This window comes from Streptomyces sp. NPDC016851, assembly GCF_055562795.1.
Genome location: NZ_JBVHEP010000014.1, coordinates 182,189 through 207,269, shown reverse-complemented (window position 1 = coordinate 207,269; position 25,081 = coordinate 182,189). Strand labels below are relative to the sequence as shown.

Below are 25,081 nucleotides of genomic sequence, written 5' to 3'. Positions count from 1 at the left end.
ACCCCTCTGACCTGCTGCGATGATGCGTTTTCCGCGCACAAACATGCGCCGGCACGGTGTCGGTCAGGCGCGTCGAGAGGAGCCGGTGCCGGAAAGCGGCGGCTTCAGCCGGTGGTGACCGTGGCGGCAGCCGCCTCCCGCAGACGGCGGATCACACCGCGCACCGCGGGCGAGGTCTCGCCCCTGCGGAAGGCGCCGACCAGACTGGTCGTCAGCGCCACGTCGGCCAGCGGACGGTAGGCCACTCCCGGGATCTGGACGCGGCGCAGCGAATCGGGGACCAGGGCGACCGCGAGACCTCCGCCGACCATGGTCAGAGCGGCGATGAAGTCCCGTACCGGGGGAGCACACCGTGGGCTGAAGTCCCCTCGCTCCGCCACTTCGAGGATCTGGTCGCGGCAGCCGTACTCCTCGTCGAAGTGCGGGGCGACGAAGCACTCGTCGCGCAACTGTGCAGCCGGTACCGCCTCGTAGGCCGCCAGCGGGGCGCCGGCCGGCAGGGCCAGGACGACGTCCTCGGTGAGCAGGCGGGTCGCCGTGACCTCGGGCGGGTACTCCGGCCTGAAGCGCAGGAACCCGACGTCGACGTCCCCGCAGACCAGCGCCTCCAGTTGGGCGGGTGTCTCCAGCTCGCGGACCTGGACGGTCAGTTCGGTGCCGGGAGCGGCGCAGCGGGTGAGGACGTCGGTGAGCACCCCGGAGAACGCGGCCGAGGCGACGTAGGCGATCTGTGCGTGACCCAGTTCTCCGCGACCGGCGCGCCGGCCTATGGCCTCGGCCCGGGCGGCCTGGGCGAGGGTCAGCCGAGCCTCCTCGAGGAAGAGCAGCCCGGCGCTGGTGAGCGCGGGGCGGGTACGCCGTCCGCGGTCGATGAGCCGCACACCGAGGTGTGACTCCAGTGCCCTGACCTGGGCGCTGAGAGCCGAGGGGGCCAGGTGCAGACGGTCGGCCGCCCGTGCGAAATGCAGTTCCTCCGCGACGACGACGAACGATTCGAGCCAGCGCAGTTCCATCGGCTCCTCCATCCCGCCGGGCCCGTTCCGAGGAGGGAACGGGCTGGGCGTACGGCCTGTGGTGAGAACACCCCGCGGCGCTCGTCAGGGCAGAACAGGATCGCCGCGGGGTGAGTATGGGGCAGGGGCCGTCGGCAGCATGGCCGGTGGCGGTTCAGGGGATGACGACGTAGTTGCTGAATCCGCCGTCGCGGTCCTCGAGTCCCGAGATCGCCTCGTTGACCCTGGCCAGTGGGAAGGGCTTGGTCTGCAGGTACGACAGGTCCAGGGCACCGGTGGCCACCATGTCGGCGAGTTCCTGCCCCTGTGCGGTGGAGAACCAGTTGGAGCCGATCAACTGCACCTGTTCGTCCATGAGCCACTTCACGTCCACGGGCAGCCGGTCGGCGACGCCGCCGACGTTGACGACCCTGCCGCCGCGGCGGACGCCCTGCATGGAGTCGAGCATCGTCTCCACCGGGGCCTTGGCGCCCAGCGCGCTGATCACGTAGTCGGCGCCCTCGCCGCCGGTGCGGGACTTGGCCCATTCACCGGTGGAGCCGTCGCCGAGCCGCATGACCTCGATCCGCCCCGGGGCCAGTTCCTCGACGCGCTTGAGGAGTTCCTCGTTGCGGCCGGTCCCGAGGACCCGGGAGGCGCCGGAGGCGAGCGCGAGCAGGGTCGACGCGACACCGAGGGTGCCCGTGATCCCGTCGATGAGGGCGACCTGGCCGGGGCCGGCGGCGGCGTTCCTGAGGGCGCCGTAGGACGTGCCGATGTAGCCGAGCTTGCCGGCCTGCTCGAACGTCATGTTGTCGGGAAGGTTGACGATCGAGGACTGGGGGGCGGTCATGTACTGCGAGAACCCGCCGTACGGATACAGGTCGAAGATCCGCTGGCCGTCGCGGGAGGTGCTGAAGTAGCCGTTCAGCGTGAAGTAGCGGCAGCGGCTCAGTTCACCGCCCCGGCACACCTGGCAACTGCCGCACCCGCGCAGCGGGTTGACGTACACCCGGTCGCCGGGCTTGGTGTGCAGCACCGCCTCGCCGACCGCCTCGACCACACCCGCGGCGTCCAGACCGAAGATCGCGGGGAACTCGGGCAGTGGCTGGTGCGGGAACCAGGTGGGCCAGTTGTTGATCACGTTGGCCATGTTCGGCACGATCCCGCACGCCTTGACCCGTACCAGCACGTCGGTCGCCCGCGGGGTGGGCACGTCGATGCTGTCGATCGACATCGGCTCACCGAGCGCGTGCAGTCGTGCAGCGAGCATTTTCGCCATCGAAATACTCCTTGGAAATACTCCGTCCCGACGGTCGGGGGGCGGAGGAAACTTTTCGGCGACCGAGGCGGCGTCCCGGCGGCTCGGCAGTCACTTCTCACGTTCTGAGGGGCCTTTACGGCGCCGAGTTCTACGATTTCGGGAAGGGATTCGGGTAATTTACCTCGAGGTCGATGTCCAGCAGCCCCATGATGCGGACGCCGGAGTTGTACCAGGCGATGGACAAGGACAGTTCGACCATCTGCCGGTCCGTCAGCAGGTCGGCGGCGGCACGCCAGGTCTGCTCGGAGACGTCGACCTGGAGCGTGGACTCCTTGGCGAGGCGCATCACCGCCTTCTCCGTGTCGTCGAACAGGTCCGAAGACTCGAAGTCGGCCACCGCCGCGAGCTGTTCCTCGGTGAGTCCGGCCTTGAGCCCGTGCGACTGGTGGTGCGCGACCTCGTACGCGGACCGGGTCGCGTATCCGACGGTCAGGATCGCCAGTTCCCGCAAGCGGGCGCTGAGATCGGCGGCGCGCAGCGAGTTGGCGTAGGTCAGGAAGGCGTCGAGCTGGGCCGGCGCGTTGGCCAGGGCGAGGAAGATGTTCGCCGTCGGTACCTTGCGTTCGGCTTCCAGCCGGTCGTACAGGGGTTTCTGTGCCGGGTCCGCGTCCTCGCGGTTCAGGTAGGGCACGCGTGCCATGGTGTCTCCTCGGGTGACGCAGGGGTGAAAGGGCCGGACCGGGCAGGGGTGAAAAGGCCGGACCGGGTCACGGGGCGGACTGCTCCAGCAGGAAGCGTTCGAGTGACATCGGCTTCGGCAGCTCGGCCGGCGGGATCAGCGGCGCGCCGAGGAAGGGCGACGCCTCGAAGTACCACTTCTCCAGGGCCGGCAGACCCCAGCGGGCGTTGGTGCTCAGTGACGCTGCGTCCCAGCGGACGGGCTCGATCTCGGTGTCGATCGTCTGGTAGTGGCTGTTGAAGACCTCCACCCGGTGCCCGTCGGGGTCGCGGAGGTAGACGAAGAGCATCCCGCCCGGCCCGTGCCGGCCGGGGCCGCGCTCCACACCGTCGCCATAGCCGAGGATGCCCGCCCAGTCGCAGGCGGTGAAGATGTCGCGGCTCTCGGAGACGGTGTAGGCGAAGTGATGCAGGGCCGGCCCGGTGTTCTCGACGATCGCCAGGTCCAGACAGGTGCCCTTGCGGTACATGAAGGCGCCCAGCAGTTTGTCGCCGTGCTCCAGGTACTCCGAGTTGCGGAAGCCGAGCTCGCTGTAGAACGCGCACAGCTCGTAGGTGTCGGGCGCGAAGATCTGGTAGTGGTCCAGCCGCTGCGCGTGGGCGCCCTTGTAGGAGGCGAAGTCGATGTGCAGCCGAGGCCGGGTCTCCATGTGCGCGCACAGTTCGAGCGGGGTGCCGATGGGATCGCTGACGTGCAGGGTGCGGCCCTGGTAGGGGGCGTCGACCCACTCGGCTGGCAGCCCCCGCTCACGGAACCAGGCGTACGCGAGATCCAGATCCTCGTCGAAGAAGACCCGGTAGCCGACCCGCCTGCACGATCCGGCCCCCTCCTCGTCCAGCTCCAGCACGAGGCTGTGGTGGCACGCCTCGGCCAGGCCGCGGAGGTAGCAGGTGCGTTCGTCCTCGTCGCTGACGACGAGACCCAGCGCGTTCACGTAGAAGTTCCGGCTCTCGGCGAGATCGGCGACCGTGAGACGGACGTGACTGGAGCGGGTGATGTTGAAACTCGGGCGCAGATTGACGGGTGGCAGCATGCTGGTCTCCGTGCTCGGATCGGCTTTGGAATTCGAATGACCTTAATGCTCCGAAGCCGATTCATGGCCTGGGGGCAAAGGACGTGGGGTCGGCGAACGGGAAAGCGGACCAGCCGCTGAATTCTGCGGAATCACCGAGGGACTCCTCGATGCGCAGAACCTCGTTCCACTTCGCCATGCGCTCGGAGCGGGTGAAGGATCCGACCTTCAGCTGGCCGGCGTCCCAGCCGACGCTCAGATGGGCGATGGTGATGTCCTCGGTCTCCCCGGAACGGGCCGAGACGATCGTGCCGAAGCCGGCCTCCTTTCCGGCCCGCAGGGCCTGGAACGCCTCCGTGACCGTGCCGGCCTGGTTCGGCTTGATGAGGACGGCGTTCACCGCTCCGCCGGTGGCCGCGGCCTCCACCCGCTTGGCGTTCGTGACGAGGTAGTCGTCGCCGATCACCTGGCAGTGGCGGCCGTGGCGCCGGGTGAACTCCAGCATTCCGTCGTGGTCGTCCTCACCCACCGGATCCTCGACGGACAGGATCGGGTACTGCCGGATCCAGCCGCCCAGCATGTCGATCAGCGCCTCGGTGTCCAGTGTGCGGTCGTCCAGGGCCAGGGTGTACTTGCCGGCACTGCCGAACTGCGAGGCCGCGACGTCCAGGGAGATGCCGACCTGGGTGGCGGGGGCGAACCCCGCGCTTTCGATGGCGAGGCTCAGCGTCTCCAGCGCTTCCTCGTTGGTGTCGAAGGCGGGCCAGAAGCCGCCCTCGTCGGCGACGCCCTGGGCCTTGCCGGCGGCGCGCATCAGGCTCCCGGCCGCCCGGTAGATCTCCGCCGTCCAGTCCAGTGCCTCGGAGAAGCTCCGTGCCGCGGGACAGACCACCATGAAGTCCTGGACGTCGACGCGGCGGTCCGCGTGGGCGCCGCCGCCGAAGATCTGGATCTCCGGCAGCGGGATGTGGACCGGCCGCCCGCCCGCCAGGTGCTGCCACAGTGGTACGTCCGCCGAAGCGGCGCCGGCGTGCAGGACCGCCATGGACGTGGCCACGATCGCGTTGCCGCCGAGACGGCCGCGGTCGGGGGTTCCGTCCAGGTCCACCAGAAGGCGGTCGACGGCCTCCTGGTCCGCCGCGTCGAGGTCCAGCAGAGCGGGCGCGATCTCACGGTTGACCGACGCCACCGCGCGCCGGACGTCGAGCCCGCCGAATCGGTTGCCGCCGTCGCGCAGGTCGAGCGCCTCGCCCTGCCCCGTCGAGGCCCCCGCGGGTGCGATGGCACGCCCGATCGCGCCGTCCGCGAGGTGGACCTCGACCTCGACGGTCGGCCGGCCGCGTGAGTCCCACACCCTGCGACCGTGGAGCTTGGCGATCCGCGTGTCTGTCATGACAGTGCGACCTTTCGGAGTGGGGAGCGATGAGCGCGGGCCGGTGCCGCCGTTGCCGGCGTCCGTGCCTGGCGTGGCGGGACGGATCGCGGGAGAGGGCGGACCCGACGGTGCGACACCCCGGACCAGTACCGCGACGCCGGGCGCGGGAGAAGGGCCGTACAGCTCTCTTCGTGGTCCCGGCGCGGCCGGCGATGGAATCCGGGGCACAGGGAGATCACGGGGTTGCCCGACCATCGCGCCCGAAGAATGCTAACGATAGCGCAATCCTGCGAAGAGCTGGCGGTCCTGTCAAGGGGCAGGCAACCCCAGGATCGGTGCGGCCGTTGATCGTCTCGCGGCGTTGGCGCGCCTGGGCGTGAGTGCTATCGTTCGCACAATCTGGTCGCACCCCCGGCAGGGTCCGCCGGCTCCGGTCGTTGCCGACGTCGAAAGTGAGCCCCCTATGGCATCCGAACCCTTGGCGACGCCGATGACCCTCACCACGGTTGTCGCCAGCACGCGCCCCGGACGCGTCGGCAGATCCGTCGCGGACTGGTTCACCGCCAGGGCCGCGGAACACGACGGGTTCGAGTCGCACCTCGTCGATCTGCGCGAACTCGCTCTGCCCTTCTACGACGAGCCGCACCCGCCGGCGCTGCGGCAGTACACCAAGAGCCACACCGTGGAGTGGAGCCGGATCGTGGACGCGTCGGACGCGTTCGTCTTCGTCACCCCGGAGTACAACGGCGGCTTCCCGGCCCCGCTGAAAAACGCTTGGGACTACCTCGTCGTGGAGTGGCAGCACAAGCCGGCCGCGTTCGTCAGCTATGGAGGGGTGTCGGCGGGCACCCGGGCGGTGCAGATGGCCAAGCAGGTGGTGGCGAACCTCAGGATGCTGCCGATCGGTCCTACCGTGAGCATTCCGTTCGTCAACGAAGTCGTCGCGGAGGGCGTCTTCCGGCCCGGCAAGATGCACGAGACCGCCGCCGAGCAGGTGCTCGATGAACTCGCCCGTACCGCCGGCGTCATGCGCGGGTTGCGTGGCGGAACGCACTGAAGACGTACCGACGTGAACCGGCTTGACCGAAGTGACCGGGCAAGTCGGGTGGGGGCCCCGCCCCGAACCGAGGGCCCGGCAGCGCCTCAGCCCCGCCCGGAGGCCGTCGTCACCGCGCCAGGGGGTGCCGTGCTGCCCCGCAGGACAAGCGACCCGAGGGAGACCGACGTGTACGGCCCGTCGTTGTCCGGCTTGGTCTTGAGGCGGCGCATCAGCCACAGTGCGCAGCCGGTGGCCATCTCCTGGATCGGCAGGCCGGTCGTGGTGAGGCCCGGCCCCCACCAGGAGAAACCCGGTTCGTCCCCGAACCCGACCACGGACAGCTCCCCGGGTACTTTCACGCCCTGTTCGGACAACTCCTCCAGCACGCCCAGGGTGAGCTGAGTCGATCCCAGGACGAGTGCCGTGGGCCGGTCCGGGCCGTCCAGCAGCCGGCGCGTCGCCCGGCGGCCGTGGTCCACGGACGAGGGGGGCCACAGCTCTGTGCGCCCGGCGTCGTCCGGCAGGCCGCCTTCGCGCAGGGCGCTGCGGAATCCGCGCAGCCGCTCGGCGCCCGTGGGAAGCTCCTCGGGACCACCCATATAGGCGATGCGAGTGTGGCCCAGCTCCACCAGGTGGGCGGTGGCCTGACGCAGGGCCTCGTGATCGTCCACGCCGAACCACTGGGAGCCGAGGGCGGGGTGACGGCGCAGTAGTTGCAGGTGCGGCAGGGTGCGCAGGAGCTTGACGGAGTCGCCGTGCGGGCGCGCGGTGGGCACGATGATGACGCCCGCGACGCGGTTGGCGGACAGTTCCCGCAGGTGGCGCAGCTCCACCAGCCGGTCGTCGTCGGTCTCCGAGAGCATCAGCTGGAAGCCCTCGGCCTGCATGTTCTTCGACAGTTGATGCGCGATGGTCGAGTAGAAGCTGTTGCGGATGTCCGGGATCACCAACGCGACCACGTTGCTCGACGCTCCCCGCATCATCCGCGCCGCACGGTTCCCCACGTAACCCATCTCGGACGCGGCCTGGCGGACCCGGAACTTGGTCTCCTCGCTGATGCGGGGATCGTCGGAGAGCGCCCGGCCGACCGTCGAGACGGAAACCCCGAGGCGTTCGGCGATGTCCCTGGTCGTGATCACGTAAGCGACTCCCTCGGGCGACTGGTCCGGTGCCACTGCTTCCCGCGTGCCAACGATAGCAATCCCCTCGCGCTCCGCGGTCGGAATGCGGGGACGTCGGAGTCGATCACTGCTTTATGCTAACGTTAGCACTCCTGGAGGGGCCCTTGCAGCCGTCTGCGGCTGCCTAGTTGCGGAGGTTTCCGTGAGGATCGTCAGGTATGCCGTCGACGGGGCGCGCCATTACGGGGAATTCGAAGAGGGTGACGCCAGGATCGTGCGATGCGAAGGCGATCCCTTTACCGGGATGTTCCCCACGGGGCAGGTCGACGAAGTCGGTGACGTGGTCGTTCTCCCGCCTCTCGAAAGGCCGCGGATCTTCGGGTTCGCCTACAACTACGCCGCACACGTCGACGAAACCGACCGGGACGTCCCGGAAGTTCCCGTGTGTTTCATGAAGCCGAGCACCGCTGTCGTTGGACCCGGCGATGCCATCGTCTATCCGGCGGACGGTGAACTCATTCATTTCGAAGGCGAGTTGGTGGCCGTCATCGGAAAGGAAGCCCGCCATGTGAACGCTTCCGAGGCCCATGAGTACATCCTCGGCTACACATGCGGCAATGATGTCAGCGACCGTATCGTCCAGCGCAGGGAAAGCGCCTTCGGAACACTGCTGATCGGGAAGGGCCAGGACACGTTCGCTCCTCTCGGACCGCTCATCGCCACCGGACTCGACCCCTCGGACCTGGCACTGACGACCCGGGTGAACGGCGCCGTGGCACAGTCGGCGAGCACGGCCGACCTGCTGCTCGCCGTGCCCGACCTCGTCGCCTATCTGAGCCGCTACCTGACGCTGCTGCCCGGAGACGCGATCATGACCGGAACGCCGTCCGGTGTCGGGCCGATCCGTCCCGGGGACGAGGTCGAGGTGGAGATCGAGGGCATCGGCGTCCTGCGCAACCCGGTCGTGGCCGAGAGCCGCTGAACCGCGGATGCCCGCCAAGTGACCGCTCGCCAGGGCCTGTTCCACCGCTCGGTGGTGGAACAGGCCCTGCGGTGTGTCGGCGCAGGGACCTCGCCCTGTCACCGGAGAACCCGTGTCGCACCAGCAGATCGGCTGGTGCGACACGGGTTCTCCGGTGACAGGGAAGCCGGCCCGTCAGCGGACCGCGTTGTTGAACAGCGAGGTGCGGACGAAGGCCAGGGCGGCGACGCCCACCAACGGCAGGGCCGTGACCTGCAGCAACCCGGCCCGGCTCCAGCCGAAGGAGTCCACCAGGGCGGCGAAGAACAGGCCCGAGAAGGCTGCCGTTCCGTAATAGCTGGTGACGAAGAGGCCGGAGGCGCGTCCGATCTGCGCGGGACGGACGGCCCGCTGCATCGCGTTGTTGGTGTTCGGATAGATGAAGCCGAGACCGAAGGCGCCCATGAGGAAGGCGAACACGCACTGCAGGCCGACTCCGGCTTGTGTCGTGTAGATGCACACGCTGACGGCGGATACGGCCAGCAGGCTCACGATCAGCAGAGTGCGCTGGTTGACGCGGTCACCGAGCCAGCCGCCGAAGAGGGCCGTCATGCCCCCGAAGCCGAGGAGGCTCATGGCCAGTGCGGCCTGTTCGGGGGAGTAGTGCAGCGAGGTGATGAGGTACGTCGGGTAGAGGCCGAGGAACCCGTAGATGGCCACACCGCTGACGATCGAGTGGACGACCAGCGCGATGGTGTTGCGGTTGTAGGGGGAGGCCGGCATGTACTCGTAGGTCCTGGTCGAGACGGTCTTCTCCACGGAGTGCTCGGTCAGGCCGGCCTTCACGAGGAACAGGGAGGCGGCGGCGATCAGCAGCCCGGCCGCGCCGAAGAGATAGAAGGGCGAGTGCCAGGTGCCGTGCGCGTTCATCAGGCGGACGCCGATGAGCGGGGCGATGAACACGCCGAGGGAGTAGCCCACCCCGATGATGCCGAAGGCGAGGCCGCGGCGGTGGGCGAAGAAGGCGCCGATCGCCGCGAAGATGGCGGCGGACTGCATGCCCTCGCCGAAGCCGGAGACGACCCGGTACAGGGTCATGTCGGCGAATCCGGTCGCCAGCGGGGTGGCCATCGTGCCCAGGGAGTAGATCACGATGCTGGCCAGCAGCACGGTCTTGCGGCGGAAGCGGTCCAGCAGGTAGCCGGCGGGCAGGCCCGCCAGGGCCATGCCGAGAGTGAAGTTCGTCGCCAGCAGCCCGCCTTGCTCGAGGGAGAACCCGTACTCCGCGCGGATGGCGGGCAGCAGCGGGGGAAAGACCTGGCGGTCCATCGCGTTGACCATGTAGGAGAGGACCACCAGAAGGAAGCCGACCCCGATCATGACGCGTGAAATGGGGGGACGGCTGCTTTCCTGTGCGTCGCCGACGGGCACTGCACTGGTGTCGACTTGCGCTGCGTGAGTCATAGCGGCTCCTGAGAGGAAATGGGCCGCGGCGTGCCGCGGCGGAGCTACCACCGGTACGGGGCGCGTACGGGCGGTGACGAGAAGCGGTGAGCTGAACACGGACTCGTGCCGGCGAGGGCGAAATGCTGCCGACAACCGGCGGATCGGGGGGCGGTGGGCTGCCGCGCGGTCGGACACCGTCAGCGGAATACAGCCCGACTTCGCCCGTCGGGGACGTCCGTGGCTATGGCGTCTTCGACGGCCGGACATCGTGCGGACACTTGGCGGTCACACGGTCGGCGCTGGCAGAAACCATGGAGGCAAGTACCCGGCGAGTCAAGACGTGAGGGGAGGATTTCTTCGCCGGTATTCGCTTTCACCAGGAGTATCGGCATTCGGGCTGCGGCAGAGGCCCGCCGGAGGATGTCGTCCCAGGAGCACATGCCGAAACCTTGACGTCCCGCAAGTCCTCGGTGCTATCGTTAGCACCGCGTGGCTATGACAGAGTGATGCGACGTGCCCCGGCTTCTCGTGACCCGTTCCAGGGACGTACCGCGACGCCCGGACCGACCACAAGTCGGCGAGCGCCGGCATCGAACCGAGTCCAGCGACTCAATTCCCTCTCCGCTCCACCCGGGGTGGCCGGCAGTCCCGTCGGACAGGCTGCCGGCCACTCGCGGGTGGCGATCACACCGATCACCGGTCGCGACCGGGCCTGACGCTCGCCGCCTGCCGCGGCCGTACGAGTTCTGCGAGGACGACCTGCCATGACTTCACCGAGCCGTCTGGGCACCGTGCTGCTCACCGACTACGCCTGGCCCGACGACTCCGTCGAGCGATCCGTCATCGAGAAGGCGGGCCACACCCTGGTGACCGGCCCCGCCGAACCCGCCTCCGCCGAGGCGATCGAGGAACTGGTCGCCGAGCACCGGCCCGCCGGAATCCTCACCTGCTGGGCCCCCGTCTCCGCCACCGCGATCGGGGCCGCACCCGACCTGCGCATCGTGGCCAGACTCGGCGTCGGCCTGGACAACATCGCAGTGGAAGCCGCCACCGAGCGGGGGGCGTGGGTCACCAACGTCCCGGACTACTGCGTCGAGGAGGTCTCCGACCACGCCGTCGGCATGGTGCTCGCCTGGACGCGGGGCCTGGCGGTGTTCGACCGCGAGGTCAGAGCCGGACGATGGAACCCCGCGAGCGCCCGGCTGCGCCGGTTGTCCACGCTGACCTGCGGCATCGTCGGCTACGGACGCATCGGACGGGCCACCGCGGCCAAGCTCGGCGCGTTCGGCTGCCGGATCCTGGCCCACGACCCCCACCCGCCGAAGGACGCCCCCGGCGTGGAGCAGGCGGGCCTGGAGGAACTGCTGCGCCGCAGTGACGTGGTGATCCTCCACGTGCCGCTCACCCCCGGCACGCACCACATCATCGGCGCCGAGCAGCTGGCGCTCATGAAACCGGGCGGCCTGCTGGTCAACGTCAGCAGGGGCCCTCTGGTGGACACCGACGCGGTCGTCAAGGCGCTCGACAGCGGGCACCTCGACTCGGCCGCGTTCGACGTACTGGAGTCCGAACCGCACGTGCCCGCCGCGCTGCTGGACCAGCCGGGCGCGCTGATCACCCCCCACGTCGCCTTCTCCTCCGACGCCTCGGTGACGGAGCTGCGCCGCCGCGCTGCCGAAGAAGTCGTACGAATCCTGGCGGGCGAGCCGCCGGCCCACGCCTGCAACAGCCCCCGTGGCCTGACCACCGGCGCGGGTGAGCGGCGATGAGTCCCGCCTCCGCGCAGGCATGTCCGGACTCCGTGCTGTCCGGCTTCCTGACCGCCCATGGACTCGCCCGCCCTGGTGAGAGCGCACGCTGGACCCCGCTCGCCGGCGGTGTCTCGTCCGACCTGTGGCGGGTGGACCTGCCGGGACGCTCCCTCTGCGTCAAGCGCGCCCTGGCCCGGCTCAAGGTGGCCGCCGACTGGCAGGCACCGGTGTCGCGCAACGCCTACGAGTGGGCGTGGATGCGGTTCGCGTCCCGGCACCGACCGGAGACCGTGCCGGAGCTCCTGGCCCACGACCCCGGAGCCGGCCTCTTCGCCATGGCGTATCTGCCCCCCGAGCGGTACCCGATGTGGAAGGCGCAACTGCTCCACGGAGAGGTGGACGTGACGACCGCGGCGGCCGTCGGAGAGGCGCTCGGCATGCTGCACGCGGCGAGCGCGGGCGACGCGTCCCTGGCCGCCGAGTTCGCCACCGACGACAACTTCCACGCACTGCGCATCGAGCCGTACCTGCTCGCCACCGCGGCAGCCCACCCGGCCCTGAGCGACATCCTGCACGGTCTCGCCGAGCGCACGACCGCCACCCACCTGGCCCTGGTCCACGGTGACGTCAGCCCGAAGAACATCCTCGTCGGCCCGTCGGGGCCCGTGCTGCTGGACGCCGAGTGCGCCTGGTACGGAGACCCGGCCTTCGACCTCGCCTTCTGCGTCAACCACCTGCTCCTCAAGAGCCTGGTACTGCCCGGGCACCGGACCGGCCTCCTGCGGTCCGCGCGCACATTGGCCGAGGCATACGTGCGGTGCGTCGACTGGGAGCCCCGGCCTGCCGTCGAGGCACGAGCCGCCGCCCTGTTGCCCGCGCTGCTGCTCGCCCGCGTGGACGGCAAGTCCCCGGTGGAGTACCTGACGGAGGACCGGCACCGGCTGTTCGTCCGCACGGCGGCATCCGCCCTGCTCCGGGCACCGGCCTCGACGGTGGACGACGTGCTGGACGCCTGGACCACCGCGCTGACGACCCTGACCGAGCCCGGCGCCGACCGGCCCGACTGACCGACGGGTTCGACGCGTCCGGCGGACCCGACCGAGGAGAGACACATGCGCAGAGTCGTCACCGGCCACGACGAGGACGGAAGGTCGGTCGTCGTCAGCGACGGCCCCGTCCCGCGCAGCCGCGAATTCAGCAGCCTGCCGGGCTGGGTGTCCCGCCTGCCCTGGGCCACCGACCCCGGCGAACCGGTCGGCCGGGCGGGGGAGGACCCCACGCCGAAGGTGACCAGCCTGCTCCCGGCCCCAGGAGGCACACGGTTCATCGTGCTGACCTTCCCACCGGACACCGCGATGGCCGACCCGGCCTTCGACCCCGTCGCCTTCGACCGGGAGCAGCGGGCCGACTCGCCCGGTATCGCGGAACTCATCGGGCCCGACGGCATGCACACCACGCCGACTGTCGACTACGGCATCGTGCTGCAGGGCGAGATCGTCCTCGAACTCGACGACGGCCACCGCACCCGGCTCTCGGCAGGGGACATCGTGATCCAGAACGGGACCCGCCACGCCTGGCGCAACCACGGCGACCGACCGGCCACGGTGGCCTTCGTGCTCATCGGCGTCCCGCACGACGGCGAACGAATCTGAGCGGGGCTCGTGCGGTCACACCGTGGCATCCGGCTCGGGGTCGGGGACCGCCTGAGCCCAGGTGGCCATGGCCTCGAGGACGTCGCGCAGCTCCTCACCGAGAGGGGTGAGGCGGTACTCCACGCGCGGGGGGACCTCCGCGTAGGTGGTACGGGTGACGATGCCGTGGGTCTCGAACTGGCGCAGCCGGCTGGTCAGGGTGTGCGGACTGATACCGGGCAGGGCATCGCGCAGTTCGGTGAAGCGGTGGGGGCCGTGCAGGAGTTCGCGCACGATGAGGGTGGCCCAGGGGCCGTTGAGGAGGGTGAGGAACCGGGCGACACCGCACTCAGGAAGGCAGGGATTGGTCACTTTTCGAGAGTAGCCCATTAGTGCAGTTGATGTAACTGGTGCAGTGTGTGCACTAATGACTCCATGACCTACGTGATCCATGGCGCCACCGGCGCCCAGGGTGCCCCTGTCGTCTCCGCTCTCGCCGCCGCGGGAAGGCCCGTGACCGCTGTGACCCGCAACGCCGACGCCGCGGTGGACGGCGCGCGTGTCGTGGCCGCCGCCTACTCCTCCTCCGCCGACCTGACCGACGCCTACCGTGGCGCCGACGGAGTGTTCGTCCACCTGCCGGTGGCCGCGGAAGAGGACCGCCAGGTCTTCGCGGGCAACATCCTCACCGCCGTCCGCGCGGCCCGGCCGGCCCGCGTGGTGTTCTCCACCAGCGGCTTCTCGATCGATCCGGCCACCGGCGGTGCCGCCGCGACGCTGGCTTCCGGCCTGGCCGACAGCGGCGTGTCCCATGCGGTGATCGCGCCCGAGCTGTACCTGGAGAACCTGCTCATGCCCTACGTCATCGACTCGGTCCGGGAGCGCGGTGTTCTGCCTTACCCCATCCGGGCCGACTTCCCCGTCTCCTGGGCGTCCCACCTGGACATCGCCGACACCGCCGTCGCCCTGTTCGAGCGCCCGGACGTCACCGGTGTGGTCTCTGTCGGGCAGTACCCGGCGATCACGGGGCCGGATCTGGCCGAGGCGTTCGGCGCCAGGCTGGGGCGGGACGTGGTCTTCGAGCCGATCACCCCTGAGGAGTTCCGTACTTCGGTCGCGCCCCTGATCGGCGAGGGCGCGGCTGCCGACGTCGCGGGGGCCTACGAGGCGATGAGTGCCATGCCGGGCCGCTCGATCGCGCCGGAGACCTCGGCCCAGAAGCTGCTGGACGTCACTCCTCGGACCACGAGCCAGTGGCTGGCCGACGTCGGGCTGTGATCACCTGACCACCTTCGCGCGGGGTGGATAACCCCGCATCCAAGCCAGGCGCTGGGCTCCATGAGGTGCCCGGCGCTGCGGCGTCCCCGGAATCGCCTTCGATTCAGAGTGGAACGATCCCCAATCGGATGCCGAGCCCGATGAGTGCGGAGCCCATGACCCTGTCCAACACTGCCGCGAGTCCGGGGCTCGCGAGTCGGCGGCCCACTCGGGTCAGCAGATAACTCATTCCCGGATACCACGTCATGAGCACCGCGGTGTGCGCGGCGAGCAGTGCAGTGGCCGCCGGGACGACCGCATCGTCCGGCCCGATGAACTGGGGGAACACGGTGGTGTAGAAGATCCCCACCTTGGGGTTGAGCACGTCGCCGATGAGACCGCGGCGGAATCCGCCGAGCGTGGACAGCTCGGGCGCGAGCCTGTCGGGCCGCTGGACCGCCGGCCGGCGCCGGGCCGAGCGCAGGGCCTGCACGCCCAGCCAGATCAGGTACGCCGCGCCCGCGAGCCGGAGCACGTCGTATGCCACGCGCGAGGTCGCCAGCAGCGTGGCGAGCCCGAGGACGGAGGCCGCTGCCCAGAAGACCTTGCCGAGCGTCAAGCCGACCGTGGCGGCGACCGCGGCACGCTGACCGCCCTGTCGCGCGCAGCCGAGCACGACCGTGAGATTGGCGCCCGGAGTTGCCGCAAGGACAAGGCAGAGCAAAACGAAGGAGCCCAGTTGGGCCCAACTGGGGCCTAGCACGCCGGTTCACCGCAGTCGGCTGCCCGCCCGACCACCCGCACCGGCTCTTCGGGTGACGGTTCGCGTGGCGGCGCAGGCCCGTCCTTGAGGAGGTCCCCGGCCAGCAGCACGCGGAGGCGGCCGCACGCGCACCGCTGGTAGCGCACCCAGCCCAGGGAGGTCGAGTGCTTCGACAGTGTGAGGAAGAGGCATGGAGTCATGCCGTGAGCGTGATGCAATGAGTAAATGCATTTCAACGCTTACGGCGGCAATGCGGCCCTGCTGGCGGCGGCCCTGGCCAACCTCGACGACGGGTGCGATGCCCGCACGGTCGAGACACTGCTGGCCGAGCACTGGGTGGCACGCCCCGATCTGACCGCCCAGCAGTTGCAACTGCTGCTGGCCTGGCGCCTGCGCCTGTGGGAGGCGTTCGCGGCCCCCACCAGGCCGGAGCAGGTCGATGCCGTCAACAGGCTGCTGACCGAAGCGGCGGCCCGCCCGTACGTGTCCACACACGACGGTCAGCCGCCGCACCTGCACTACGCCGACGAGAACGCCGACGTCGTCACGCGCGTGCGGGCCGCCACCGCGGCCGGACTCGCCCTGGTCCTCACCGAGACGGATCCTTGCCGTCTCGGGAGGTGCTCGGCACCGGACTGCCGCGCCGTCTTCGTCGACACCTCCCGCAACGGCCGCCGCGCGTACTGCTCACGCCAGTGCGCCACCCGGGTCCACGTGTCCGCGCACCGCGACCGCAAGCGGCGGCGGTAGGGCCCCGCCTGACGGAGAGGACGGTCCGGGACCGGGTCGGGGAACTTCAAAAGGGGTGGTTTTGATCCGTGAGTTCGACGTCTCACTGGTGGATGTTTGCATATCCGGGAGCGCGGTGGTGAAGAAATCCGGACCAACCGACTCCGCCAAAATTTCGGCGTGGTGCGAATGCCTCGGCGGAGTCGGTCGAACGGACATCAGATCACGCGGAAGGTGCTCCGGTGAGTACTTCCACCCGGCCGGAGTCGAGTGAGTAATAGGCGCTGACCACCGCCAGGGAGCCCTTCTTCACGAGCGGGCCGAGATCCCTGTTGGACCGCAGGGCGGCAGAGGTCTGCTTGACGTGGATGCGGGTCATGGCATCCACCGGGTCGTCATGCTTTTCCTTGACGGTCTCCTCGTACGCCGGGCGCAGCGCGTCGGCGATCGACTGGAGGTTGCCGGGGAGCTTCTTTCCGTCGCGCATGGCCTCGTACGACGCCTTGACGGCGCCACAGCGCTGGTGGCCGAGGACGACGATCAGGGGAGTTCCGGAGGTCATGGGCCCGTACTCGACGGAACCGGTGACCACCGAGTCGACGACCTGGCCGCCGGTGCGCATGACGAACAGATCGCCGAGTCCGGTGTCGAAGAGCAGCTCCGGCGGCACCCGGGAATCGATGCACGAGAGGATCACCCCGAAAGGATCCTGCTCCGCGGCCACGAATTCCCGGCGCTTGGGATCCCGGTCGGGATGCTTGAGGTCGCCCTCCTGCCAGCGCTTGTTGCCGTCCATCAGCCGTGAGAACGCCCCCCACGGGGAGGACGGGCGGGCACCCGCGGCCGGCGGGGTGGCCGTTGCCGCTGCGTTTGCCGCCTTGTCTGTTTCCTTTGCCTCCGTCTTCGAGGAACAGCCGGAGAGGACGGCAGCGGTGGCTGCCAACCCCCCGGTGAGGATGGTTCTGCGGAGTGGATGTCCAGCTATAGACATTGGTCGTTCTTTCTTTCACTCTCACGCCGGATTCCCCCCGAGCGCATTGAGACACCTCGTTATATCAGGGGATAGGCATCGCGATGTAAAAGGCCGATGGGCGGCTCGGTGCTGGACTGATGGAAGGTGAGTGGAAAATGTGCATGCCTTGTGGGATCTGCCGTGAACAGGGGGATCCCTCCCGGTTATGGCACGCACTCCCATTGGTTACCTTGAGGTAACTGATTACGGATCGTGATTATGGGCGGCGCCCCCTGAACTGTCGCCCGGAGTCCGATCCCCCCGAGTGCCCGGGCGACAGCAGAGCCCCGGCGGTCCGTGACACCGGCCGCCGGGGCCGCTTCCCGAGCGTCAGGACGGGATGATCCGCCATTGCTGCCGCGTCTGTGACGTGTATGGCTGCTGCTCGATGTTGGCTCCATCGGCGGTGCTGCCCTCGTCGACGCCGAGGCAGAGCCCGCTGTAGCGGTTGATGAGGAAGTAGTGCCCGTCACCGGTGGGCGTGACGGCCCAGTGCTGTTGGGGGGCCCGGGCGTCTGCCCAGATGCCGACGTTGCCGCCGTCGGTGCGAGACAGGCCCGCGACCTCCAGGAGCTTGCCGCTGCCCACACCCTTGACCGTGTAGTAGCCGTCGCCGGTGTTGGTGAAGGTCCACTTCTGGTTCGCCCGGTTGAGCCATGGCCACTGATGGACGTTGGTGCCGTTGGCGGTGCGCGCACCCTCCACGTCGGCGATCTTGCCGCTGTGCCGGGCGATCAGCCGGTAGACGGTGCCGTCGCCGGGGAGTGTGGTGGACACCAGCGTGGGCTTGACCGAGCGGCCGCCGATCCTGATGCCGCTGATGTTGGCGTAGTCGCCGGTGGCCGCGTCGACCTGGATCCGTACGAAGCCCACGTTCCGGTTGGGCCACTCGACCAGCTTGGTTTTGCGGTTGCCGGCCCAGGTGCCGGTGGCGACCTGAGTGAAGGTGACGCCGTCGGTGCTGGTGAGGATGGTGTACGAGGTGATGTCGCCGTCGGTGGAGTCGGTGCGGTTCCATTGCTTGGGCAGGTACTCCAGGGTGGAGACGTTGCTCCACACGCCGCCCAGGTCGATGGTGATGGAGTGTGGCAGCGGCAGACTCCAGGTCGACCAGCAGGTTTCGTAGCGGACATCGCTGAGTCCGTCGATGGCGTGGAGCGGTCCCTCGCCGGTGTGGAAACCGGTGGCGTACGCGCTGACCGGTGTGACGGGGTGCTCGGCGCGCAGCAGCTGGGCGGGGAGCGGCGGCCGGGAGGTGTTCGGGCTCCAGGCGGCACCCACTTCGGCGAGCCGGTTGACGATGTTGGCGTCCAGCAGGCCGTTGCGGTTGGGCGGGCAGTTGAGGATGAACGAGGTGTACTTCGGCTCCAGGTCGGCCAGGTGCGACAGGATCGCGGCTTTGCTCATGAGGCCCTCGGTCGGAGTGGAGGGGTGCCAGAACCAGCCGTTGCTGATCGTCTGCCCCTGCATTCCGGCATAGATGTTGCCCGCCGGCGCCGTGACTCCCAACGGCTCCTCGAAGAAGATCGCGTCGCTGAGGAAGGGCTCCGAGAGTCCGCCGATGTCGATCATGACGCAGTCCGGCTGCAGCTGCTTCACCAGCGAACGGATCCTCTGGTAGGAGACGGCCTGCTGCCCCATCTGCCATGCGTAACCGTCGGTCATAAACATGTCGATGGTGCCGTAGTTGGTGAGCAGCTCGCGAATCTGACCGAGGATGAAGGTCATGTGGTCGGGCTTGATGGCATCGGTGACTTCGAGCCCGGTCACCTTGTGCCGGCTCTCCCATGCTTCGACACCGAAGGTGCGGTCCCAGATCGAGTAGTAGAACCCGACCTTCAGCCCCTTCGCCCGGAAGGCATCGCAGTACGCCTTCACGACGTCGTGCTTGTAGGGGCTGTTCGCGACGTTCTGGGTGCCATGGGCGCTCGGCCACAGGGCGAAGCCGTCGTGGTGCTTGGTGGTCAGGATGCCGTAGCTCATCTTCGCGGCGACCGCCGCGTCGGCCCACTGTGCGCAGTTGACGCTCGGGGGAGCGAAGAGGGTGGGGCTCTGGTTGGGTTCGGCCCACTCCTGGTTGGTGAAGGTGCCCAGGCTGAAGTGGTTGAACATGCCGAACCGCATGTCGACCATCTTGCTCAGGGTGCTCTGTGCGTCCGCGGCGGCCGCCTGCGGCAGAAGGCCGGAGAAGCCGGGGACGATCGGTAGGGCGGTCGCGGCGGTCGCGGCACCCGCGGCGCCGAGAAACGTGCGGCGATTCATTCCTGATGAGGACATGGCTCACTCCTGTGGATCGATGGCATTGATCACGGTGACGACGTCCCAGGTGCAGTCGACGTCGGCCTGGGGGCCGGGACATGCGCGGATCGTCAAAGTGGCCGTGCGGCCGTCGTGGGTCCGCTGTCCCTGGCCGGCGAACCAGCGAGCGGGAGAGCGACCGCCCGCACGGTGTGCGCTTCGCCGCAGGGACATCGGATCTATTAAGGAGCTTCAGCGTGGAGTCTGTCCAGAGGATCGACGGAAACTCCGCGATCACAGCTGATGACGTGCTCAAGGCGCAGGATCAGCTGTCGAAGCGCAGCATGCGAAAGGTCCGATAGATCGGGTGAATCGGGGTGCTGGGCCTTTATGAACGCGCCTTTGGACGCTTGTGTGCGACCGGCACCAGGACCGCCGCCGGGATCCTTCGCCATCGACACGATCCACGCCCTCATGGGCAACGGTGACGTGGCCGAGGACGCCTTCTGGGGGCGGTAGGCCGCCCGTATCCCGCCCAGGCAAAAGCCGTGGTCACGGTCGTTCGCGGGCGTCGTAGCTCTCGCGTGCCGCGAGGACCTCGGTGAAGTGTTCCTGGGCCCACAGGGCCAGTGCCTGAAGCGGGGCATGCAGAGTGCGTCCCAGTGCGGTCAACTCGTACTCGACCCGGGGCGGGACCTCGCCGTACACGTGCCGGGTGACGAGTCCGTCGCGTTCCAGGTCCCGGAGCGTCTCGGTGAGGACCTTGGCGCTGATGCCGTCGACGCTGGTGCGCAGGTCGCGGAAGCGCATGGGGCCGACGCTGAGCGCGATGACCACCATGGCCGTCCACTTGTTGGCGATGCGGGCGAGCGAGGTACGGGACGGGCAGGTCGCCGTCATGACATCGAAGGCCGGAAACTGTGGCACGTCACACGCCCTCATCGGTTGTGTCGAGGCGGCTGTTACCGGTGGTAAGCATAAGGGGTCGGCGGGCAATGGGCGTGCCAAGGGTGTTGTCTGGCGCCGGCCGGGGTCCATTCCCTTCAACCGGGCCGGAAAACCCAGGTGCCGGCCGCATTGCCATTGCCCGACGGCGTACCGAAGCCGGTCCCGGGGGCCTCTGCAGGTCAGACGGGGGTGTTCTCGTCGGGTATGAAGGGGTCTCCGTGGCCGGGGACGACCAGGGCGGGCTTGAGAGCGAGGATCTTGCGGCGGGAGGCGCGCAGGCCCTCATGGTCGTCGGAGGTGGGGTCTTCGGCCGGGCCGTGGACGCTCCACCAGGCGTGGGTGAGGACGACGGTCCCTTCGGCGGTTTCCGCGACGGTGGAGATGTCCTGGGGCGTGTGGCCGGGTGTTTCGAGCAGGCGGATCGAGGGGGAGAGCCGGTACCCGTCGGCGGGCCGGTCGTACCAGAGGTCGTTGTGGTAGGCGGCCCAGATGTCGTGGGCGCGTGCGTGGGGGAAGAGGGCCGCGTTGAGGGTGTGGTCGGGGTGGTGGTGGCTGAAGACCATGTCGGTCACCTGCTCGGGGCGGATTCCGGCGGCGGCGAGCGGGTCGAGGATGAGTTTGCGGTCCTCGACCATGCCGGGGTCGACGACGACGATCGTGTCGCCCTCGCGCAGGAGGGAGACGGTTGAGGCGACGTACCACGGCTTCTCACGGCCGTCGCGGTGGGCGTTGCGTGTGTCGAGGCTGTCGTAGCCGGTGGTCAGCAGGGTGAATGTGGCCGTCATGAGGGGTGATGGTCCTTCGTTGACTGTGGGGAAATGGCCGGATGGAAGGCGTGGTGGGCCATCCATGCCGGGGACTTGGGGGTGTGCGAAGCCGCGCCCCGGCGCGGGCCTCGTGAACCGTCGGCGGGGCGGGGCGGCCGAGTTCAGTCGGCGGTGGACTGGGTGCGGCGGGCGTAGGCGCGGGCAGCGCGGGCGCGGCCGCCACAGCGCACCGAGCACCAGTGGCGGCGCCCGGCGCGCAGTAGGTAGCGGTTGCAGGGGGTGGAGGGGCAGGCCGTCAGCCGTTAGTAGTGCTCGGCGCCCGGTGCCGGCGGCAGCCCGGGATCGACGGTGCCGTCGTTCGCGGCGGTATCGGTCTCACTCTCGGTTCTCACGTTACAGCTTTCTTTCATCCGTGACAAACGCCTATGGTCATGGATGTCAGTCAAACCGAGGGCCGCGAGCAACTCGTGGACGCCTTCACCGCCGCCGGACTGATCGACCGCGTGGAACTCGCCTGACTCCGTACGCCCCGGCCGCTGCGGTGCGCCACCAGAGCACCGCCGGCGGCCCATTCCCCGGCCCGGCCACCGCCACCCGCACCGGGTCGGCGCACCGCACAAGGCCCCCCGTGAACGACCCGGTCAAGGGCAAGACCCGCGGATCTGCTCCCGCGCCGCTGTCCGTCCTCGACACCGCCCTGGGCGACCGTGATCGTGCCCCGAACCGCTGCGTCAGCTGACGGAGAACTGACTGAAGCTCGCGGTGCCGATGCTTCCGGCGTGGGCCGTGGAGAACATGCCCGCGTCCAGGGTGCTGTTCGCCCCGGTCAGTGTCGCGGTGCCGACAGTGGTCCAGGTGGTGCCGTCGGCGGAGTAGGAGCCGGTGACCGACGTGCCGTTCCTGACCAGGCGGAGCCAGACCGGGGCGACGGTGGCGCTTCCGGTCTTGATGGTGTTGGTGTCGAGGTAGCCGTCACCGTTGGAGTCCGAGGACAGGGCGATTCCGTTGCCGGGGGTGGTGGCGAGGACGAGGTACCCGGTGGACGAGCCGGCGGAGGCGATGTTGTTTCGCAGCATCAGGCCGGCTTTGGCCCAGCTGTTGGTCTTGTCCTGACTGGCGACGCGGACGGTGACGGTCGAGGACGTTCCGGCGGCCCCCGTCCGGTAGGCGGCGGAATACTCGTCGTCGTATGCCGTGCCGGAGCGCCATACGTCGATGCCCGCGCCGGTCAGGGAGGTCACTCCGCCGCTTTGGCTGACGGCGGCCGGAATCGAACTGTATGCCTTGAAGGGAGAGGTGACGATGCGCAGGTTGCTGAATGTCGCGCCGCCGGCGGTGGTGCTGTGGGCGGTGTGGATGACACCGGCATCCTGGGTGGTCGCCATGGACGGCAGGGTCACTGTCGAGCCGACCTGAGTGAAGGTGGATCCGTCGGTGGAGTAGGAGGCGGACACCTGGGTGGCAGTGCGGGTGAGCCGCAGCCAGACCGGTGCCTTGACGGTGGCAGCGCTGGACGTGAGCTTGTCGAGGTAGCCGTCGGCGTCGGAGTCCCGCTGGAAGCTGACGCCGTTGTCCGGGGTCACCACCACAGCCGCGTATCCGGCGGAGGAGCCGTCGTCCGTGAGGTCGTTGCGCAGGACGACGCCGGCCTTGGCCCAGGCGTTGGTGTCGTCCAGGCTGTCGACCCGGGCGGTCACCGACGTGCCGTCGACAGCCGCCCCGTTTCGGAAGACGGTGCCGTACTCGTCGTCGTGCTGTCCGCCGGCACCCCAGATGTCCTTGCCCGCGTCAGTGATCGTGAAGTGGCCGCCGCTCTGGCCGGTGTCGGCGGGGGTGGAGGAGTAGGCGCTGTAGGGGGAGCTGACGGGGTCGGTGGTCAGCGGACGGTAGAGGGGCTGGATACCGGCGTTGTCCATGACCGTCTTGGCGGCTGACGGCCAGTTGCCGTCGCTGACGACGACGGTGCCGCTGACCACGTCACCGCGGCCGTTGGTGTTGGTGATGTTCGCGTGACTGTTGGTCGTCCAGTTGTCCGTCAGGGTCAGGGCGCCGGTGTTGTTGGTGGCACTGCTGTTCTCATGGCCCCATTCGCCGGTGTTCCGGAAGACGTTGTTGGTGTCCGTGAAGTCCCGGGAGCCCTCATCGTGGTAGAAGCCGAACCAACCGCTGTTGCTGTGGCAGTAGTTGCGTTCGAAGGTGCTGCCCGGTGACGCCGACAGGGTGTACAGGCAGCCGCCGTCGGTCATCTGCTGCATGAGGTCGTGGATGTAGTTGTCGGTGACGTGGTTGTTCGCAGCGGTGGTCGCGGTCGTGTAGACGGGCTGGTAGTTGTACAGGCCCCGGTTGGTGTAGTCCTGGCTGCCGCCGATGTCGTTGGCGCCCCAGCCGTAGCCGATCGTGAGGCCGGAGTAGGGCAGGTTGTACACCTCGTTGTGCGAGATGGTCGCGCCGTTCACGTAAGTGACGAGGATGGCCGACATGTCACGGTATTCCAGCGCCACGTCATGGATGAGATTGTTGGTCAGCGTGATGTCCCGGTTGGTCATCCGCCTGTCACGGGGGTGGTGCGCGTCCGCCCGGACGCCGCCGACGGCGATGCCGCCGCCCGCGTTCTGGGTGAAGACGTTGCCGGCCGCCGTGATGCTGCGGGCGCCGAGTCCGACGCCGGTGGTGTGGGCGTTGGCGTCGTTGCCGATGCCGAGGCCGTTCTGTCCGAGCTGGGTGAACCGGTTGCCGGTGAACGTGATGTGGTCGGCGGCCGAGACCTGGACGGCGGAGGGCATCTGCTTCCAGTGAGGGCGTGCCGCCTCGAAGAGCCGGCAGCCGCTCTGACACGAGGTCAGCGCGTCCGACGGGCGGTCCCACGTGCCGGAGAGGTACGCGCCGGTCTGCTGGCTGGCGTAGCCGTGGTCGGTGGGGTCCAGCCAACTGGTGCCCGAGAACTGCAGCCCTGAGAAGGCGATGTGGGTGGCGGGGGAGGAGTACGTCCCCCCGACGCTGATGAGCGACTCCAGCTTCGGCACCTCGACGTCGGCCTCACTCATGTCCTGCCCGGTGAGCGGCTTGTAGTACAGGGTGCCGGCAGCGGTGTCGAGGTACCACTCGCCGGCCGTGTCGAGGAACTCGTAGGCGTTCTCGATGTAGAGGGGACCGGCCCGGAAGGGGCTCGTCAGGGTGTCGTAGCCGAACGTGTTGTTGTCCCACGAGGGCTGGGTCATGGTGATGGTGCCGTTGCTGATGCCGGTCACCTGGGCGTAGCGGTCGGTGAAGGACCCGACGCCGTGGATCTCGGTCCGTCCGGGCTGCGCGAGGCTGTTGAGGTAGCTCAGCGAGCTGTTGGTGAACGTGTAGCCGTTGGTCGTCGCGGTCAGGTGCGAGCGGTTGACCTCGGTGCGGGCCCTGGTGGCCATGACGCCGTCGACGGACAGATGGCGCGTGTCGAAGCCGGTGCCGACGTCGCTCTTCCAGATGTTCTTGGCCGAGTCCTGCACGGTCCAGCCGGTGGCCTTCCGCGCTCCGGTGATGACGGGATGGGCGCCCAGCGCGGCCTTCCAGTTCACCGTGTGGCCGCCTGTGCCGGAGTCCGCCGAGGTGAAGACGAGCGGCGCGGAGAGCCGGTAGGTGCCGTCGGCGAGCTCGACGGTGATATCGCGTGTCATGGAGTTGTTGATCGCCCGCACCTTGGTCTTGGCCTGGGTGACGGAGCACGGCCGGCTCAACGAGCAGGCGGTGCCGGAGCCGTTGGGTGCGGCGTAGAGCGTCGTTCCGGCCGCGAAGGCGGGGCCGGCCTGGGTGAGGACTGCCGCGGTCGAGGCAGTGAGGACGGCGGCCGTGGCCAGCCATGACCTGAGACGGCCAGGAACCGTGGGACGTATGCGGGTTGTTCGCATGTGACACCTTCCGGGAGGTTCAGGGGGCCCGTGGTGTGCTTCGGGGGGGCAGGGGAGAGCCCAGCGGCAAGAGGGGGAAGGGGTAAGAGCGATGTAACATTAGACGTCATATGAATTTCGTCAATAGGTCGCGCGCTGCGGCTCGG

Annotated in this window: 22 protein-coding genes and 1 pseudogene; 7 read left to right on the top strand and 16 right to left on the bottom strand. The window is 68.8% G+C overall.

Translation table 11 applies throughout. The features are described from left to right. Positions 1-104: 104 nt before the first annotated feature. The 5 genes from ACZ3I3_RS23415 to eno all read right to left on the bottom strand — a co-directional run bounded on the left by ACZ3I3_RS23415 (position 105) and on the right by eno (position 5,400). On the bottom strand, positions 105-1,013 hold the full coding sequence (locus tag ACZ3I3_RS23415; RefSeq protein WP_467367996.1) for a LysR substrate-binding domain-containing protein: 909 nt from the start codon (positions 1,011-1,013) through the stop codon (positions 105-107). A 154-nt stretch (positions 1,014-1,167) separates the two neighbouring features. After that, complete coding sequence (locus ACZ3I3_RS23410) at positions 1,168-2,274, bottom strand: alcohol dehydrogenase catalytic domain-containing protein (protein ID WP_467367994.1); 1,107 nt, start codon at positions 2,272-2,274, stop codon at positions 1,168-1,170. A 130-nt stretch (positions 2,275-2,404) separates the two neighbouring features. Beyond that, a complete protein-coding gene (locus ACZ3I3_RS23405; RefSeq protein WP_467367992.1) occupies positions 2,405-2,956 on the bottom strand; it encodes a carboxymuconolactone decarboxylase family protein in 552 nt (183 codons plus the stop codon). A gap of 67 nt (positions 2,957-3,023) precedes the next feature. Further along, complete coding sequence (locus tag ACZ3I3_RS23400; RefSeq protein WP_467367990.1) at positions 3,024-4,028, bottom strand: VOC family protein; 1,005 nt, start codon at positions 4,026-4,028, stop codon at positions 3,024-3,026. Positions 4,029-4,089: 61 nt separating this feature from the next. After that, positions 4,090-5,400 (bottom strand): phosphopyruvate hydratase, encoded by a 1,311-nt coding sequence (gene eno / locus ACZ3I3_RS23395; protein ID WP_467367988.1) that lies wholly within the window; start codon positions 5,398-5,400, stop codon positions 4,090-4,092. Between the two features lie 445 nt (positions 5,401-5,845). Between eno and ACZ3I3_RS23390 the strand changes: the two genes are divergently transcribed. Next, positions 5,846-6,439 (top strand): NADPH-dependent FMN reductase, encoded by a 594-nt coding sequence (locus tag ACZ3I3_RS23390; RefSeq protein ID WP_467367986.1) that lies wholly within the window; start codon positions 5,846-5,848, stop codon positions 6,437-6,439. An 86-nt stretch (positions 6,440-6,525) separates the two neighbouring features. On the opposite strand, the gene ACZ3I3_RS23385 is transcribed toward ACZ3I3_RS23390, so the two are convergent. After that, positions 6,526-7,560, bottom strand: a complete 1,035-nt coding sequence (locus ACZ3I3_RS23385; protein WP_467367984.1) for a LacI family DNA-binding transcriptional regulator — start codon at positions 7,558-7,560, stop codon at positions 6,526-6,528. 184 nt (positions 7,561-7,744) lie between these two features. Here ACZ3I3_RS23385 and ACZ3I3_RS23380 point away from each other — a divergent pair, with 184 nt between their 5' ends. Further along, positions 7,745-8,524, top strand: coding sequence for a fumarylacetoacetate hydrolase family protein (locus ACZ3I3_RS23380; protein ID WP_467367982.1), 780 nt, complete (start codon positions 7,745-7,747; stop codon positions 8,522-8,524). Positions 8,525-8,698: 174 nt separating this feature from the next. On the opposite strand, the gene ACZ3I3_RS23375 is transcribed toward ACZ3I3_RS23380, so the two are convergent. After that, positions 8,699-9,883, bottom strand: coding sequence for an MFS transporter (locus ACZ3I3_RS23375; RefSeq protein ID WP_467367981.1), 1,185 nt, complete (start codon positions 9,881-9,883; stop codon positions 8,699-8,701). An 830-nt stretch (positions 9,884-10,713) separates the two neighbouring features. Between ACZ3I3_RS23375 and ACZ3I3_RS23370 the strand changes: the two genes are divergently transcribed. The 3 genes from ACZ3I3_RS23370 to ACZ3I3_RS23360 are packed head-to-tail and all read left to right on the top strand — an operon-like array spanning position 10,714 to position 13,352. Next, positions 10,714-11,718, top strand: a complete 1,005-nt coding sequence (locus tag ACZ3I3_RS23370; RefSeq protein ID WP_467367979.1) for a C-terminal binding protein — start codon at positions 10,714-10,716, stop codon at positions 11,716-11,718. Beyond that, the gene (locus ACZ3I3_RS23365; RefSeq protein ID WP_467367977.1) at positions 11,715-12,767 is read left to right on the top strand and encodes a phosphotransferase family protein; all 1,053 of its coding nucleotides are present in this window, start codon (positions 11,715-11,717) and stop codon (positions 12,765-12,767) included. Before ACZ3I3_RS23370 ends, ACZ3I3_RS23365 begins: the two co-directional genes overlap by 4 nt. A gap of 45 nt (positions 12,768-12,812) precedes the next feature. Further along, positions 12,813-13,352: a cupin domain-containing protein gene (locus tag ACZ3I3_RS23360; RefSeq protein WP_467367975.1), complete on the top strand. Its 540-nt coding sequence runs from the start codon at positions 12,813-12,815 to the stop codon at positions 13,350-13,352. Positions 13,353-13,367: 15 nt separating this feature from the next. Here ACZ3I3_RS23360 and ACZ3I3_RS23355 read toward each other — a convergent pair whose 3' ends face one another. After that, complete coding sequence (locus tag ACZ3I3_RS23355; protein WP_467367973.1) at positions 13,368-13,703, bottom strand: winged helix-turn-helix transcriptional regulator; 336 nt, start codon at positions 13,701-13,703, stop codon at positions 13,368-13,370. Positions 13,704-13,766: 63 nt separating this feature from the next. On the opposite strand from ACZ3I3_RS23355, the gene ACZ3I3_RS23350 reads away from it, so the two are divergent. Next, positions 13,767-14,609 (top strand): SDR family oxidoreductase, encoded by an 843-nt coding sequence (locus tag ACZ3I3_RS23350; protein WP_467367971.1) that lies wholly within the window; start codon positions 13,767-13,769, stop codon positions 14,607-14,609. A gap of 103 nt (positions 14,610-14,712) precedes the next feature. Here the strand turns inward: ACZ3I3_RS23350 and ACZ3I3_RS23345 are convergent, their stop codons facing one another. Further along, entirely contained in the window at positions 14,713-15,351 is a 639-nt protein-coding gene (locus ACZ3I3_RS23345; RefSeq protein ID WP_467367969.1) for a LysE family translocator, read from the bottom strand. Beyond that, positions 15,345-15,551, bottom strand: coding sequence for a hypothetical protein (locus tag ACZ3I3_RS23340; protein ID WP_467367967.1), 207 nt, complete (start codon positions 15,549-15,551; stop codon positions 15,345-15,347). The genes ACZ3I3_RS23345 and ACZ3I3_RS23340 overlap by 7 nt, the downstream gene beginning before the upstream one ends. A gap of 25 nt (positions 15,552-15,576) precedes the next feature. Between ACZ3I3_RS23340 and ACZ3I3_RS23335 the strand changes: the two genes are divergently transcribed. After that, positions 15,577-16,101: a CGNR zinc finger domain-containing protein gene (locus tag ACZ3I3_RS23335; RefSeq protein ID WP_467367965.1), complete on the top strand. Its 525-nt coding sequence runs from the start codon at positions 15,577-15,579 to the stop codon at positions 16,099-16,101. A 202-nt stretch (positions 16,102-16,303) separates the two neighbouring features. On the opposite strand, the gene ACZ3I3_RS23330 is transcribed toward ACZ3I3_RS23335, so the two are convergent. From ACZ3I3_RS23330 to ACZ3I3_RS23305, 6 genes and pseudogenes are all read right to left on the bottom strand, one after another. Beyond that, positions 16,304-16,876, bottom strand: a complete 573-nt coding sequence (locus tag ACZ3I3_RS23330; RefSeq protein ID WP_467367963.1) for a carbonic anhydrase — start codon at positions 16,874-16,876, stop codon at positions 16,304-16,306. A 546-nt stretch (positions 16,877-17,422) separates the two neighbouring features. Beyond that, entirely contained in the window at positions 17,423-19,369 is a 1,947-nt protein-coding gene (locus tag ACZ3I3_RS23325) for an alpha-L-fucosidase (RefSeq protein ID WP_467367961.1), read from the bottom strand. Positions 19,370-19,882: 513 nt separating this feature from the next. Continuing rightward, positions 19,883-20,272, bottom strand: coding sequence for a winged helix-turn-helix transcriptional regulator (locus ACZ3I3_RS23320; protein WP_403879693.1), 390 nt, complete (start codon positions 20,270-20,272; stop codon positions 19,883-19,885). A gap of 185 nt (positions 20,273-20,457) precedes the next feature. Next, entirely contained in the window at positions 20,458-21,063 is a 606-nt protein-coding gene (locus tag ACZ3I3_RS23315) for an MBL fold metallo-hydrolase (RefSeq protein WP_467367958.1), read from the bottom strand. 143 nt (positions 21,064-21,206) lie between these two features. After that, positions 21,207-21,347 (bottom strand): annotated as a pseudogene (locus ACZ3I3_RS23310) (CGNR zinc finger domain-containing protein); the annotation flags it as partial. A 429-nt stretch (positions 21,348-21,776) separates the two neighbouring features. Next, positions 21,777-24,935, bottom strand: coding sequence for a DUF1349 domain-containing protein (locus ACZ3I3_RS23305; RefSeq protein ID WP_467367957.1), 3,159 nt, complete (start codon positions 24,933-24,935; stop codon positions 21,777-21,779). Positions 24,936-25,081: the final 146 nt, after the last annotated feature.